Below are 13,075 nucleotides of genomic sequence, written 5' to 3' on the forward strand. Positions count from 1 at the left end.
GTTCAACCGAAATATCCAAACGAAGGATGGCCACTGCCCACGCATACGTCGATGCCTTGAGTCATCAGCGTTTGCATGGATTTAACGGCACGCACCGAGTGTAGTCACAGCGTGGGTTGATTCGCGCAGTCGGTGACCGATGGCCAATGAGCGGCCAGTCTGCGTTACCCTGCCGGCCATTCAGCGCAGTTGCGCTGCCCAGGACGTAGGTCTTGTGGGCAAAACCTGAACCTGCGCGGCAACTGGCAGTCAGCACAACAGCACGTTTGTCCGAGAGGGCAGGGGCGTTGCAGGGCATTAGTCAGGTTAAAAGTGAATCACGTCAGATGAATGAACCGGTTTTTGGGGACGCGCATGAATGATCTATCCAGTCTGCTGGTGGCGCTTGATGAAGCGCAGGCCGGGCAGCAGGAAGTGGTGATCGCCACGGTGGTCAAGGTCGAAGGCTCGGCTTACCGGCGCCCCGGCGCGCGGATGATTATTGCGCCGATGGGCGAAGCCACCGGCACCGTCAGCGGCGGATGCCTGGAAAGCGACGTCAGCAAGAAGGCCTGGTGGCTGACCGCCAACGGCAAGCCGTCCATGCGTACGTACAGCACCGGCGAGGATGACGACGAGCTCGAAGATGCCGAACTCAGCTTCGGCCTGGGCTGCAACGGCACGGTGCACATCCTCTTCGAACGGATAGATCCGCAGGCGGCGAGCCTGGTGGTCGACGTGCTGCGTGAGGTCAAGGCCAGCGGCACTGGCGCTGCGCTGGCGACGGTGATCGGTACGCAAAGCGAACGCCACACGGCACTGGGCGAGCGGGTAGCCATCCGTGCATCCGGGCAGGTCCAGAGTGAAATGCGCGAACGCTGGCTGGCGACGGCCATGTCCGAGGACCTGAAAACGGTGCTCGACGCCCGCCGTTCAGCCACACGTACTTACGACAGCGCCGACGGCGCCGTCGAAGTGCTCCTCGAATACATCGCTGCGCCCCGCCGGCTGGTGGTCTTCGGTGCCGGGCACGACGCGATGCCGCTGGTCAGCATGGCGCGGCTGCAGGGCTGGCACATCACGGTGATTGATGCGCGCTCGCACTTCGCCCGGCCCCAGCGTTTCCCGGACGCCGACCAGGTGCTGTCGGCGCCGCTGCAGCCGATGCCTGAATTGCACGCAATGGTCGCCGATGCCGCCGTGGTGGTGATGACCCACAGCCTGACCCAGGACCGTCACTGGCTGGGGCAGGTCCTTGAGTCGACGCCGCGCTATATCGGCCAGCTCGGGCCGCGCAGCCGCACCGAGCGTTTGCTCGACGAGCTGCCGGATCAGCTCCGCGACGCCGCGGCACAAGCCAGCCTCCATTACCCGGTTGGCCTTGATCTGGGCGGCGACGCGCCGCACAGCGTGGCGTTGTCGATTCTTTCGGAGATCAATGCGGTGTTCAACGGCCGCAGCGGCGGGATGCTCAAACACAGGCAAGCGAGCATTCACGCAGTGGATGTCACACTGGAGCAGGCGCGCGAACTGAGAATGATCAGCTAGCTTTGAGGGGGCAGCGCTGATAGAGCGCGCCCCATCGCGCTTCAGTGGTATTGCATGGCATTCATCAGGTTCGCTCAATGAACGACAAGTACAGACCCCACGACTGGGCCCCCCACGAGCGACCGACGTTGCCGGGGTCGCCGTCGACGCCCTTGCACGCGACGCCGAAACGCTGGGCCTATGCCATCGTTGGCGTCATCGTGGCGCTGACCGGCGGACTCGGCAATGCGCTGGTGGTCGCCAACCTCCAGTACCTGCAGGGCTCGCTCGGCGCTACCCAGGCCGAAATCGCCTGGCTGCCCGCCGCGTATGTCATGACCAACGTGTCGATGAACCTGCTGCTGGTGAAGTTTCGCCAGCAGTTTGGTTTGCGGGCGTTCACTGAAGTGTTCCTGGTGCTGTACGCCCTGGTCACCTTTGCTCACCTGTTCGTCAACGACATCGAATCGGCGGTTGCCGTTCGAGCGGCCCATGGCATGGTCGGCGCGGCGCTGAGTTCGCTGGGCCTGTATTACATGATCCAGGCCTTCCCGCAGAAGTGGCGGATGAAAGCGCTGGTGCTGGGCCTCGGCACGGCGCAGCTGGCGACGCCGCTGGCGCGACTGGTTTCCGAAGACCTGCTGCAGATTGCCGAGTGGCGCGGGCTTTACCTGTTCGAACTGGGCATGTGCCTGCTGTCCCTGGGCTGCGTGCTGATTCTCAAACTGCCACCCGGTGATCGCTTCAAAGCCTTCGAAAAACTCGACTTCCTGACCTTTGCTTTGCTGGCATCAGGCTTTGCGGCATTGTGCGCGGCGTTGTCCCTGGGGCGGATCGAATGGTGGCTTGAAGAGCCGTGGATCGGCATCGCCCTTGCGTCGTCCATCGTGCTGATCCTCGCCGGACTGTGCATCGAGCACAACCGCACCCGCCCGCTGTTGATTACCCGCTGGCTGGGCAGTGGCCGGATGATCCGCTTCGCCTTCGGCGTGCTGCTGACGCGCATCGTGCTGTCGGAGCAATCCACCGGCGCGGTCGGTTTTCTTCAGGGCCTGAATCAGGGCACCGAGCAGTTGCACACGCTGTACCTGTTCATGCTGCTGGGCAGCGTTGCGGGCCTTGCGGTCAGCGCGCTGACGATCAATCCCCAGCACCTGTTCAAGCCGCTGATTATTTCCCTGGCGTTGATGGCGATCGGCTCAAGCATGGACAGCTTCTCGACCAGCCTCACCCGCGAGCCGCAGATGTATTTCAGCCAGTTTTTGCTGGCGTTCGGCGGCACCTTCTTTCTGGGGCCGACCCTGGTGATGGGCATCAGCGGGGTGATCAGCAACCCGCGCAACATGGTCAGTTTTTCGGTGATGTTCGGGATTACCCAGAACGTCGGCAGCTTGATCGGCTCGGCGTTGCTGGGCACCTTTCAGGTGTGGCGCGAGAAATTCCATTCGGCGCACATCGTCGAGCACGTCACGCTGATCGATGCCCAGGTGCAGTCGCGCCTGCAAAGCGCGAGCGGCGCGTATATGTCCGCCATCGCCGACCCGGCCGCGTGCACCAGCCTGGGCATTCGCTCGCTGGCGACCGCCGCCACCCGCGAAGCCAATACCCTTGCGTACAACGATGTGTTCATGCTGATCGCTGTCATCGCGGTGCTGACCATGATCTGGATCACCAGCCGCGCCACCTGGCTGTGGATCACCACCGAGCCGGTCGCACCCTTTACTCCGGCGACCCCTGCGGCATCTCCTCTCACACCTTCTGGCGCTCAACCTTCATGACAGAACCCGGTAAACCTTCTGGCAACGCTTCCAACAGTTCTGCGGGCGGCTCGGCTCCGTCTCAGGCAACCTCCGCAGCACCTGCACCGGCGGTCATGCCGGCCACCACGCAACCGCGTTCGGCGCGCATACGCCTGGTGTCGTCGATTCTGTTCGGCGGCATTGCCCTGGCGGGTGTGCTGGTGGTGCTCTACGCGTGGCAGTTGCCGCCGTTCAGCAGCCCGATTGAAAGCACCGAGAACGCGCTGATTCGCGGGCAGACCACGCTTATCGGGCCGCAGCTGAGTGGCTACGTCTACGAAGTGCCGGTGCAGGATTTCCAGTGGGTGAAGAAGGGCGACCTGCTGGTGCGCATCGACGACCGGATTTACCAGCAGCATCTCGATCAGGGCATTGCGCAGTTGGGCGTCCAGAAGGCCGCACTGGCCAATAATCTGCAGCAACGGCGCAGCGCCGAGGCCACCATCGCCCAGCGTCAGGCGGCCGTTGCGAATGCCCAGGCGCAGAGTGAAAAAGCCGCTGCCGACCTTCGCCGCGGTCAGGCACTGGTGACCGATGGTTCGGTGTCCAAGAGCGAATTCGACGTGACCCGCGCCGCGGATGCGCAGGCGAAAGCGGCACTGGCCGAAGCCAAGGCAGCGCTGGAGATTTCCCGTCAGGACCTGCAGACGGTGATCGTCAATCGCGGCTCGCTGGAGGCCTCGGTGAAGAATGCCGAGGCCGCCATCGAGCTGGCGCGGATTGATCTGACCAACACGCGCATTACCGCGCCTCGGGACGGTCAACTGGGGCAGATCGGGGTGCGCCTGGGGGCGTACGTCAATTCCGGCGCGCAGTTGATGGCCCTGGTGCCGCGTCCGCGCTGGATCATCGCCAACATGAAAGAGACCCAGATGGCCAACGTGCGCCTGGGCCAGCCGGTGAGCTTCACCGTCGATGCCCTGGAAAACCTGAAGATGCGCGGTCGGGTGCAGCGCATCTCGCCGGCGGCGGGGTCCGAGTTCAGCCTGCTGCCGGCGGACAACGCCACCGGCAACTTCGTCAAGATCGCTCAGCGCATCCCGGTGCGCATCACCATCGACGACGACCAGCACGACGTGGACCGGCTGCGCCCCGGGATGTCGGTGGTGGTCAGCATCGACACCAGCCAGGACGGCGCCGTACCGCCGGATCCGGTGGATGGGCGGGTGGATTCAGTCGATCCTCGCTGATCCGCAGCAGGTTGACGCAAGCGGCGCCGTCGAATGAACGGTCCGGCCTACACCATGCGCTTGACGGTGTTGTCCTTGCGCACGAAGTGGTGCCAGATCGCCGCAATCACGTGCAGGCCTATGACGTAGTAGAAAATCGTGCCCAGCAAGACGTGGTAATGCTCCAGCGTTTCGGCGGTGTCCTTGGACAGGTCGAACGGCGCGGGAATGCTCAGGGATGTCAAGGGGATCGGCAGTGCGCCGCGCTCCAGCAGCACCGTGAACAGACCCAGCAGCGGTTGCGCGAACAGGAACGCATACAGCGCGTAATGGGACAGCGTGGCGGCCAGACGCAATACGCCTTCCAGGGGCGGAGTAATCCCCGGCGGCGTGTGGCGGTGACGCTCGGCGATGCGGAAAAACGCCATGACCAGCACCACGATGCCGACCCAGAAATGCGTTTGCACAACGAAAGTCCGCGCGTCACTGCCACGGGCCAGCTGGGTGCGGCTCAGGATCAGCGCATACGCCAGCACAATCAGGATCGCCATCACCCAGTGAAACCAGCGGGCTTTGTAGCTGTAGCGTTCGGTAGCGGAAGGTTTGCTCACGGTCAGGTCTCTTGGTCTGTTTTTTTTGAGTGGCGCAGTGCGGTGACCGCCCCTGCGCTTTCTTAACCCAATGGCTGACGGTCGTCGAGGAGAACGTGCAAGGCGCACTGCAAGAAAGCCGTCGCTTGTTCCTCGGAGAAACGTGTTGACGACACATGCGCTTACATCTTGGCCACTCATTAATATAAGTAGTATGACTAATTAATTCAGCGATCCCTGAGTGTAACTTTTATTGTGAATCATGACGCATCAATACAATTTTGCACTGGATCTTGTATTGAACATTAATTTTCATTCGTTTGAGTTACTTCGAAAAAGGGAAGAAATTCTGATAGAGATTCGTCTTCATATCAGCGATGACAAAGTGTGTTTCTTATTCGAATTTGGCATTAGAATCCCGGCCAATTGCATTTGACAGGTTATGGGAATGGATCCATCTTAGAGCCTCGAAGGCTCAGTTTCCTGACTATCAGCTTGAAATAGCTGGCATTTTGCCCGTGTGCAGCCGGGGCCTCGATTTTCGTGAATTTATCGAACCGGGAAGGGCACCCTCATGGATGTTTCGGGCTTCGTTCAGCGATTAAAAACATATAATTCCGATTCGGAAGTATGGTTCGATTCTTCACCCCTTATATATAAGCAGTGCCAAAGGCGGTTATTACAGACCTACCCGGATATGCAGTCGTCGGTTATTGCGCTGTTGCCTGAAGCATTGGGTTCATCGGCCGCGGGTGTCAGCGGAGCCACTACAAATCCTGCGTTGATGGGGCAGGCGTTGGTGACCCATTCAGCCCACTACCGATCATTCCTCCACACCTTGCCGGCGTCCATGTCTGCGGACATTCGCCTGCGATCGCTTTATGACCAACTGATCATCGACAGCGCGCAGCTGTTACTACCGCTGTTCCTGCAATCCTGGCATCGAACGGGCTGGCTGTCCGCGCAGATCGAGGGCGGGCACTGGATGAATCAGGACGCGCTGGTGGCCCGCGGGCTCGAACTGGCGGCGCTGGCGCCGAACATCATGATCAAGATCCCGGGCAGCGCCCAGGGCTATCGCGCCATCGAGCAACTGGTCGCCCGGGGCTGCTCGATCAATAACACCTTTTGTTTTAGCGTCTCTCAGCTGGCTGCCTGCCTCAAGGCCATTCAAGCCGGGCGCCAGCGGGCGCTTGCCAACGGTGTGAACACGGAGCGGGCGCGTTACGTGGTGAGCTTCATGATCGGCCGGCTGGGTGCGAAACCGGAATTCGAGCGGCAGGCGCGGGGCCGTCGCCTCCACCTTGGCCAGACGGATAAGCGCTGGGCCGAACTCGCGGTGTACCAAGCGATGCAGGCGCTGATGCGACGGTGCGAGACACCGGCGCAACTGTTGCTGTGCAGTATCAAGGTCGACACCGATGCGCGTGGGCGTGAACATTGCTGGCACCTGCAGCGCACCGGCGCCGACACCACGCTGTACACGTTGACGCCTGAACTCATCGAATTCCTCATACGCCGTCAGCAGGCCGGGCGCAGCATCGCACCGGCGACGGAATGGGTGCAGATTCCCGGCAAAGTGCTGGACCGCCTTCTGGCCATTCCGTATTTCAACCAGGCGTACTTTGAGGGCGGCCTGACCTCGGACGAATACGCCCGTTATCCGGCGTTCCTGACTGCGGGCAATGACGCACGCCTGGGCGTGCAGCGTCTGCAGGGCTTCATCGCCGACACGCTTGATCCGCCCGTTTCCACGCCGCCCGTCGCGCGTCACAAAACGACCATGGAGGGCCGCGCATGAACCGCATGATCGGCCTCTGGGCCCATCCCCGCTCGCGGTCGACGATCCTCGAAAGGGTGTTCATCGAGCGCGGTGACTTCGAGGTTTTTCACGAGCCGTTTTCGCACATGGCCTTCGACGAACAGTCCGCCATTCCCCATGGGGACCTCAACTGCGGCATGCCCCGTGACTATGAAGCGATCAAGGCCCTGTTGCGCGACGCCCGCCAGCGCGCTCACGTGTTCCATAAGGATATGGCCTACCACTGCCTCACGCCGCTGAAGGCCGACGCCGAGTTTCTCGCAGAGCAACAGAACGTCTTCATCGTTCGCGACCCGGCCCGGGCAATTGTTTCCCACCACGCCATCTTCCCGCAGATGCCCGCGCACGCCATCGGCCATCAAGCGCTGTACGAAGTCTTCTGCGAGGTCAGGCGGCTGACCGGCAAAACCCCTTGTGTGATCAACGCCGAGGACCTGGCCAGCCATCCGGAAACCACCCTGCGCAGGCTTTGTGACCACCTGCAGCTGGATTTCCTGCCCGAAGCATTGAGCTGGAATGCGAGGTGCCCCGAGCAATGGAAAGCCTGGCGCAGCTGGCACAAGGACGCCGAGAACAGCACCACGATCACGCCGGATAGCGCCGATTTCGACCCGCGACCGCTGCACGATAATCCCCATCTGATGGCGTATGACCAGCTGCATCGACCTTTCTACGAACGCATGAATCAGTTCACCGAGCAGGGACAGCCATGAAAAAGATCGTGATCACCGGCGCCGCCAACGGCATTGGCAAGGCCACCACCCTGGCCTGCGTCAAGGCGGGCTACTACGTCATCGCAGCGGACAGCGACAGACTGGGCCTGCAGTCGCTTCAGGCAAGCCTGCCCCTGCACCGACTGGAAACCCACCTGGCTGACTTCTCCCAGGCGCACGTCTATCAGTCGTTTATCGGCAACCTGTACGACCTTCACAATCACCGGGCGCTGTATGCCCTGGTCAACAACGCGGGGATCTATCACGGCAAAGGTGTGTACGACTACACCGACGCGGAAGTGGATGAGATCTGGGCCGTCAACCTCAAATCCCTGGGGTATCTGTCCAAGGACTTCGCACGGCGGGAGTCGGCGGCCGACTACTCGCGCAGCATCGTCAACATCACGTCGGTGGCAGGGGAGGTCGGCAGCATGGATGCGTGGTACGGCGTGACCAAGGCTGGCGTGATCGGCCTTACCAAGGCGAACGCCTGGAATTTCGGCCCCCGGATCAGGGTAAACGCCGTGTCCCCGGGGCTGATTCGCGACACCTCGATCCATGACCGTATTCCCGAGCACCGACGCCGTGAGTACGAGCGACAGGAAATCCTCAAGGAGCCTATTCAGCCGGACGGCGTGGCCGACGTCATTCTGTTTCTGCTGTCGGAACAGAGCCGTCACCTGACCGGAAAAGTCATCGCAGTGGATAACGGCGCCTACCCGCGCTAGCGATCGGAAACACCGTCGTCCCTCACGTATTTCAGGGAGAACACCATGCACCGCAAAAAACTGCTCATCGTTGGCGGCGGCAACCTGTGCCTGCAAGTCCTGCAGATCCTGGGCCCGCGCAACCCGTTCGAATTCCACGTCGCCAGTCGAGACCTCGGAAAGGCCACGCGGATGTGCAACCTGGTCCGACTGGCCGCGCTTCAACAGAACGTCAACATTCAGATTGAAAGCCATCAGATGGACCTGCGCGAAGCCTGCATCAGCCGCAACGCCGAAACGCTGCTCAAGATTCGCCCGGACATCATCCTCAACTGTGCCTCGCTGCAATCCTGGCGGGTGATCACGCAGTTGCCGGCCGAGCGTTTTGCTGCCCTTGATCAGGCGCAGCTCGGGCCCTGGCTGCCGATGCACCTGGCGCCGGCCTACGCACTGATGCGAGCCGTCAAACAGTCCTGCCCGAAAAGTCTGGTGGTCAACGCGGCGTTCCCGGATGCGGTCAACCCGATCCTCTACAAGGTCGGCATGGCGCCCGACGTCGGCATCGGCAACATCGCCAACTTGATCCCGGCCACCCGCAGCGCCATTGCGCATTTGTCCGGCTGCCTGCCAACTCAGGTCTGCGCCAAGCTGGTCGGGCATCACTATTTCAGCCATTGCGTGCCTCGCCATGGCCTGCCGCCGCAACGCATGGAGCCTATCTTCAACCTGACGTACTGGATCGACGGTGAAGAGCGGACCGGCGAGCACGCGCCGGAGGCTATTTTCGATTGCGTCGCCCGTCAATTCAGCCGGCTGGGCGGCGTCGACGGCCAGTACCTCACCGCCATGTCGGCGGTGACGGTGCTGGAAAACCTGCACGCCGAGCATGAGGTGCGGGTGCATGGGCCCGGCCCTCAGGGGTTGCCCGGCGGTTATCCGGTCAAGGTCGGCATGGGCAAAGTCCTGCTCGACCTGCCATACGGCGTGACCCGGGAAGAGGCGATCAGGGTCAATGAGGCGGGGCAGCGTCTCGACGGCATCACGCTGATTCGCGCCGACGGCTCGGCGGTGTTTGGCGAGGTGCAGAGGCAGATCATGCAGCGCGAGCTCAACTTCGCCATGGCCGAGATGCGCGTGTGTGACGCTGCGGCGTGGGCGGAAGAGCTGGGCAGCAAATACCTGGCGTACGCAGAAGGCACTCCCCACACCAACAGCCACCACACAGGAGTCGCCGCCCATGGCGCCGGTCATCGCGCTTTTGCCTGCTGACCGATCGGCAACCGCCGATCACGACTACACCCGCCAGTACGTGGCGGACTTCGTCGAGCGCTGGGACGAACTCATCGACTGGGAAAAGCGCGCAGCCGGCGAAGGTTCTTTTTTCTTCGACCTGCTGCGCCAGGCCGGCGCCTGGCGTGTGCTGGATGCCGCCACCGGCAGCGGCTTTCATGGGGCGCAGTTGCACAAGGCCGGCTTTGACGTCACCGCGTGTGACGGCAGCGCGACCATGGTGGATCGCGCCCGGCGCAACTTCGATCGGCTGGGCGTCGATGTGCCGGTCCACCGTTGCGAGTGGCAAGCGCTGGACGCTCGCGTACTGGGCAGGTTCGACGCGGTGCTGTGCCTCGGCAGTTCGCTTTGCCACCTGTTCGACCGCGATGCGCGCATCGCGGTGTTGAAGCGGTTTCGGCAGATGCTCAAACCCGGCGGAATGCTGCTGATCGATCAGCGCAATTTCGAAGCGATTCTCGCCGGGCGCTTCACGTCTTCAGGGCGCTATTACTACTGCGGCAACTCCGCCAGCATCACCCTCGGCGAACTCGACGAGTCGGTGTGCGAGTTCGTGTATCGCTTTGCCGACGGTGCACAGTATCGGCTGCGGGTGTGCCCGATACGCCCGCGACACCTGCAGGAAGAGTTGCGAGAGGCCGGGTTCCGTACCGTGTCTGCCTACGGCGATTTCAAGCCGATCTACGACGTCATGGACGTGGATTTCGTCATTCACAAAGCCCACATCTGATGCTGATCCACGCAGGAGTTTGGTCATGAGCACGCGCCATCCTGGGCTGACGCAGCACCACAACCTGGTGCCGTACCCGTTCAGCGAGATCACTCCGGCCCCGTCCGCCGTCCGACCGAGGGTCATCTGGTTGACCGGGCTCTCGGCGGCGGGGAAGTCCACCATCGTCGACAGCCTCAACCCGGTGCTGCAGGCGCGCGGGTTAACCACCTGCATTCTGGACGGGGATTCGGTGCGCACCGGCTTGTGCCGCGATCTGAGTTTTTCTGCCGAGGACCGAGAGGAAAATGTGCGGCGGGTGGCGGAAGTGGCCGCGTTGATGGTTGATGCGGGGCTGACGGTGATGGTCGCGTTGATCTCGCCCAGCCGCGCGGCCAGGAAGCTGGCCCGCTCGATCGTTGGCGGTGCGCGGTTTGTGGAAGTGTTTGTCGACGTGCCGCTGGCGGTGGCTGAAGCCCGGGACCCGAAGGGGTTGTACCGGCGCGCGCGGGCAGGGGGCATTCCGGGGTTTACCGGGGTGGATTCAGCGTATGAACCGCCGGTGTTTCCGGAGCTGCATATTCGCAGTGATGAAGTGGATGTGGGGCGGGCGGTGAAGATGATTGATGACTGGTTGTTGGCGCGGGGGTAGGGCGCTGTGTATCGGCTGTGCACGCTTTCACCGTGCGTGATGGGCCGCAAAATGGCTCATTGCAGCACCACGGTACGGAAACTGCATAGCGCCCCCTACCGCCAATCCGATGACAGCCCAATGAAGCATTTCTCCTTTATGTCGACCAGGTTAACCGCCTCGGCGCTCAGCAAAGCGCTGATCAGCTTCATTGCCCTGGTTTGTCTATCGTTGATTCTGGCGACAGCCTGGCAGATGAACCAGTCCAAGCGTGAGCGCATCGCCACCGCGCAAATTGCGGTCTCCAACATCGTCCTTGCCGCTGAGCAGCAAGCCCAGGACACCCTGAGACAGGCTGACAACACGCTGCGCGATCTCGTTGAGCGTGTTGAACATGACGGCATCGCAGGTGAGCAGCAAACACGATTAACCAAGCTGATGGCTCAAGCCGTGGTGAACGTGGAAGGGATTCAAGGGCTCTTCATCTACGATGCCCAGGGCAATTGGGTCGCCAACTCCTTCTCCAAAGGCGTCAAGGCTAAAACCAACGACGACCGCGCCTACTTCGTCTATCACCGTGATAACGCTGATGAATCCATCCACATCGGCTCCATTGTGGAAAGCCGGAATACGGGGGACATGGTCATCCCGATCAGTCGGCGTATCACTGCGGCTGACGGCAGTTTCGCAGGTGTTGCCCTGGCAACGGTTCCCGTGGCTTATTTTCAGAAGTTTTTTGAGCGCATGGACGTCGACGACAAGGGCGTCATCTTCCTGGCCCTGAACAATGGCGACTTGCTGGCCCGGCGGCCTACATTAACCGCATTGATGACCACCAACGTGGCCAAGGGCGATATCTTCACGCGCTATCTACCCTATAGCGATAGCGGCACCGCCGTTATCACCTCTGTGGTGGATGGCATCGAGAGGATCTACGCCTATCGGCGCGTGTCCGGATTACCCATCGTCGCCGCGGCTGGCGTCTCTTGCGAATACGTCCTCGCGCCCTGGTGGGCCTATGCGCAACGATCCATCATCCTGACCGGCATGATTATCCTGGCCCTGGTTCTGCTCGGCATCTTGTTGTACCGACAAATCAAGCAGGTGATGACTGCAGAAGGTGAACTGAACATTGCCCGCAACGAGCTGGAGATCATCGCTCAGACCGACAGCTTGACGCATCTGCCCAATCGACGTTGCTTCGACGCTGCCCTGCACCGGGAGTGGGGACGGGCAAGCCGTAATCACTCAACGATCGCCATTATTTTGTTGGATATTGACTGGTTCAAACAATACAACGACAACTACGGCCATCTCCGGGGTGACGACTGCCTGAAGCAGGTCGCGGGGCTGATCGGCAACAGTGTCAAGCGGGCAGGGGATGTCGCGGCACGTTACGGCGGTGAAGAGTTTGTCATGCTGCTGCCCGAAACGGACCTGGCGGGTGCGTTGAGTGTGGCCGAAAAGGTCAAGTCATCCATCGCGGACAACTGCATGGAGCACTCAGCCAGCCCGCTGGGCAAACTCACGATCAGCTCGGGCGTGGTGGTGATCGATGCACCCGAGAAAGAGGGCTATACAGCCGCGCTTGAAGAAGCCGATCGACTCCTTTACTTCGCTAAAACCAAGGGTCGCAACCGTGTCGAGGGACGTTTGATTCAGGGGGCGTGTGCGGATAATCACCTTGCCGAGGGGTTACCCGCAACGCTGGTTATTTAAGCGCAGTCCATGGCTGCATCGCCTCACACGATAAGTGCTGCAGGCAGCGATAAAGAAGAAAACGCATCGACAATTCCTTTCAAATAACAGCCTTTGATGAGCGGAACTCAGCGCACTCAGAGATGTTTTTTGACTTCTTTATCCAGATGCTTATCCGCTTTATGACGTTCCTCGTCGTCATGTTTAACGCCTTTATCCACTTCGCTGGCGTCGTGCTTGACGCCTTTGTCGGCTTCCGTGGCATCGTGTTCTACGCCCTTGTCCAACTCCCGATTGTCGTGATGGATACCTTTTGCCACGTCGTCTTCGGCGAGGGCCAAAGGAACAACGGACGCAGTCATCAGTGCAGTGATGAGTGCAGACGAAACGAGCTTGTGCATGGTAATACTCCTGAGCGAACGTCGAGGTCCTCATGACCCC

General features: G+C 61.2%; 12 protein-coding genes. 10 read left to right on the plus strand and 2 right to left on the minus strand.

The window, feature by feature from the left end:
• Nucleotides 1-354: 354 nt before the first annotated feature.
• The 3 genes from SLW75_RS12890 to SLW75_RS12900 all read left to right on the plus strand — a co-directional run bounded on the left by SLW75_RS12890 (nt 355) and on the right by SLW75_RS12900 (nt 4,495).
• A complete protein-coding gene (locus SLW75_RS12890) occupies nt 355-1,527 on the plus strand; it encodes an XdhC family protein (protein WP_410934604.1) in 1,173 nt (390 codons plus the stop codon).
• Nucleotides 1,528-1,604: 77 nt separating this feature from the next.
• The gene (locus tag SLW75_RS12895; protein WP_410934605.1) at nt 1,605-3,284 is read left to right on the plus strand and encodes an MFS transporter; all 1,680 of its coding nucleotides are present in this window, start codon (nt 1,605-1,607) and stop codon (nt 3,282-3,284) included.
• Nucleotides 3,285-3,379: 95 nt separating this feature from the next.
• Nucleotides 3,380-4,495, plus strand: coding sequence for an HlyD family secretion protein (locus SLW75_RS12900; protein ID WP_410934684.1), 1,116 nt, complete (start codon nt 3,380-3,382; stop codon nt 4,493-4,495).
• Between the two features lie 47 nt (nt 4,496-4,542).
• Here SLW75_RS12900 and SLW75_RS12905 read toward each other — a convergent pair whose 3' ends face one another.
• The gene (locus tag SLW75_RS12905; RefSeq protein WP_167355767.1) at nt 4,543-5,085 is read right to left on the minus strand and encodes a cytochrome b; all 543 of its coding nucleotides are present in this window, start codon (nt 5,083-5,085) and stop codon (nt 4,543-4,545) included.
• A 676-nt stretch (nt 5,086-5,761) separates the two neighbouring features.
• Between SLW75_RS12905 and SLW75_RS12910 the strand changes: the two genes are divergently transcribed.
• From SLW75_RS12910 to SLW75_RS12940, 7 genes are all read left to right on the plus strand, one after another.
• Entirely contained in the window at nt 5,762-6,865 is a 1,104-nt protein-coding gene (locus tag SLW75_RS12910; protein WP_410934606.1) for a transaldolase family protein, read from the plus strand.
• On the plus strand, nt 6,862-7,599 hold the full coding sequence (locus SLW75_RS12915; RefSeq protein WP_410929305.1) for a sulfotransferase family protein: 738 nt from the start codon (nt 6,862-6,864) through the stop codon (nt 7,597-7,599). The genes SLW75_RS12910 and SLW75_RS12915 overlap by 4 nt, the downstream gene beginning before the upstream one ends.
• The gene (locus tag SLW75_RS12920; RefSeq protein WP_065986486.1) at nt 7,596-8,327 is read left to right on the plus strand and encodes an SDR family NAD(P)-dependent oxidoreductase; all 732 of its coding nucleotides are present in this window, start codon (nt 7,596-7,598) and stop codon (nt 8,325-8,327) included. The genes SLW75_RS12915 and SLW75_RS12920 overlap by 4 nt, the downstream gene beginning before the upstream one ends.
• A 45-nt stretch (nt 8,328-8,372) precedes the next feature.
• Nucleotides 8,373-9,575, plus strand: a complete 1,203-nt coding sequence (locus SLW75_RS12925; RefSeq protein ID WP_410934607.1) for a hypothetical protein — start codon at nt 8,373-8,375, stop codon at nt 9,573-9,575.
• A complete protein-coding gene (locus SLW75_RS12930; RefSeq protein WP_410929307.1) occupies nt 9,544-10,326 on the plus strand; it encodes a class I SAM-dependent methyltransferase in 783 nt (260 codons plus the stop codon). Before SLW75_RS12925 ends, SLW75_RS12930 begins: the two co-directional genes overlap by 32 nt.
• 25 nt (nt 10,327-10,351) lie before the next feature.
• Nucleotides 10,352-10,957, plus strand: coding sequence for an adenylyl-sulfate kinase (gene cysC / locus SLW75_RS12935; RefSeq protein WP_410934608.1), 606 nt, complete (start codon nt 10,352-10,354; stop codon nt 10,955-10,957).
• A gap of 120 nt (nt 10,958-11,077) precedes the next feature.
• On the plus strand, nt 11,078-12,655 hold the full coding sequence (locus SLW75_RS12940) for a diguanylate cyclase (protein ID WP_410934609.1): 1,578 nt from the start codon (nt 11,078-11,080) through the stop codon (nt 12,653-12,655).
• A gap of 116 nt (nt 12,656-12,771) precedes the next feature.
• Here the strand turns inward: SLW75_RS12940 and SLW75_RS12945 are convergent, their stop codons facing one another.
• Nucleotides 12,772-13,035 (minus strand): hypothetical protein, encoded by a 264-nt coding sequence (locus SLW75_RS12945; RefSeq protein ID WP_410934610.1) that lies wholly within the window; start codon nt 13,033-13,035, stop codon nt 12,772-12,774.
• Nucleotides 13,036-13,075 lie beyond the last annotated feature (40 nt).

Source organism: Pseudomonas sp. W5-01, from assembly GCF_046540435.1.
GTDB classification, from domain to species: Bacteria; Pseudomonadota; Gammaproteobacteria; order Pseudomonadales; family Pseudomonadaceae; genus Aquipseudomonas; species Aquipseudomonas graminis_B.

Excerpts from the sequence above, each read along its gene's own strand:
- SLW75_RS12890 (WP_410934604.1), top strand. The coding sequence starts at position 355 with ATGAATGATCTATCCAGTCTGCTGGTGGCGCTTGATGAAGCGCAGGCC.
- SLW75_RS12895 (WP_410934605.1), top strand. The coding sequence starts at position 1,605 with ATGAACGACAAGTACAGACCCCACGACTGGGCCCCCCACGAGCGACCG.
- SLW75_RS12900 (WP_410934684.1), top strand. The coding sequence starts at position 3,380 with ATGCCGGCCACCACGCAACCGCGTTCGGCGCGCATACGCCTGGTGTCG.
- SLW75_RS12910 (WP_410934606.1), top strand. The coding sequence starts at position 5,762 with ATGCAGTCGTCGGTTATTGCGCTGTTGCCTGAAGCATTGGGTTCATCG.
- SLW75_RS12915 (WP_410929305.1), top strand. The coding sequence starts at position 6,862 with ATGAACCGCATGATCGGCCTCTGGGCCCATCCCCGCTCGCGGTCGACG.
- SLW75_RS12920 (WP_065986486.1), top strand. The coding sequence starts at position 7,596 with ATGAAAAAGATCGTGATCACCGGCGCCGCCAACGGCATTGGCAAGGCC.
- SLW75_RS12925 (WP_410934607.1), top strand. The coding sequence starts at position 8,373 with ATGCACCGCAAAAAACTGCTCATCGTTGGCGGCGGCAACCTGTGCCTG.
- SLW75_RS12930 (WP_410929307.1), top strand. The coding sequence starts at position 9,544 with ATGGCGCCGGTCATCGCGCTTTTGCCTGCTGACCGATCGGCAACCGCC.
- cysC (WP_410934608.1), top strand. The coding sequence starts at position 10,352 with ATGAGCACGCGCCATCCTGGGCTGACGCAGCACCACAACCTGGTGCCG.
- SLW75_RS12940 (WP_410934609.1), top strand. The coding sequence starts at position 11,078 with ATGAAGCATTTCTCCTTTATGTCGACCAGGTTAACCGCCTCGGCGCTC.
- SLW75_RS12945 (WP_410934610.1), bottom strand. The coding sequence starts at position 13,035 with ATGCACAAGCTCGTTTCGTCTGCACTCATCACTGCACTGATGACTGCG.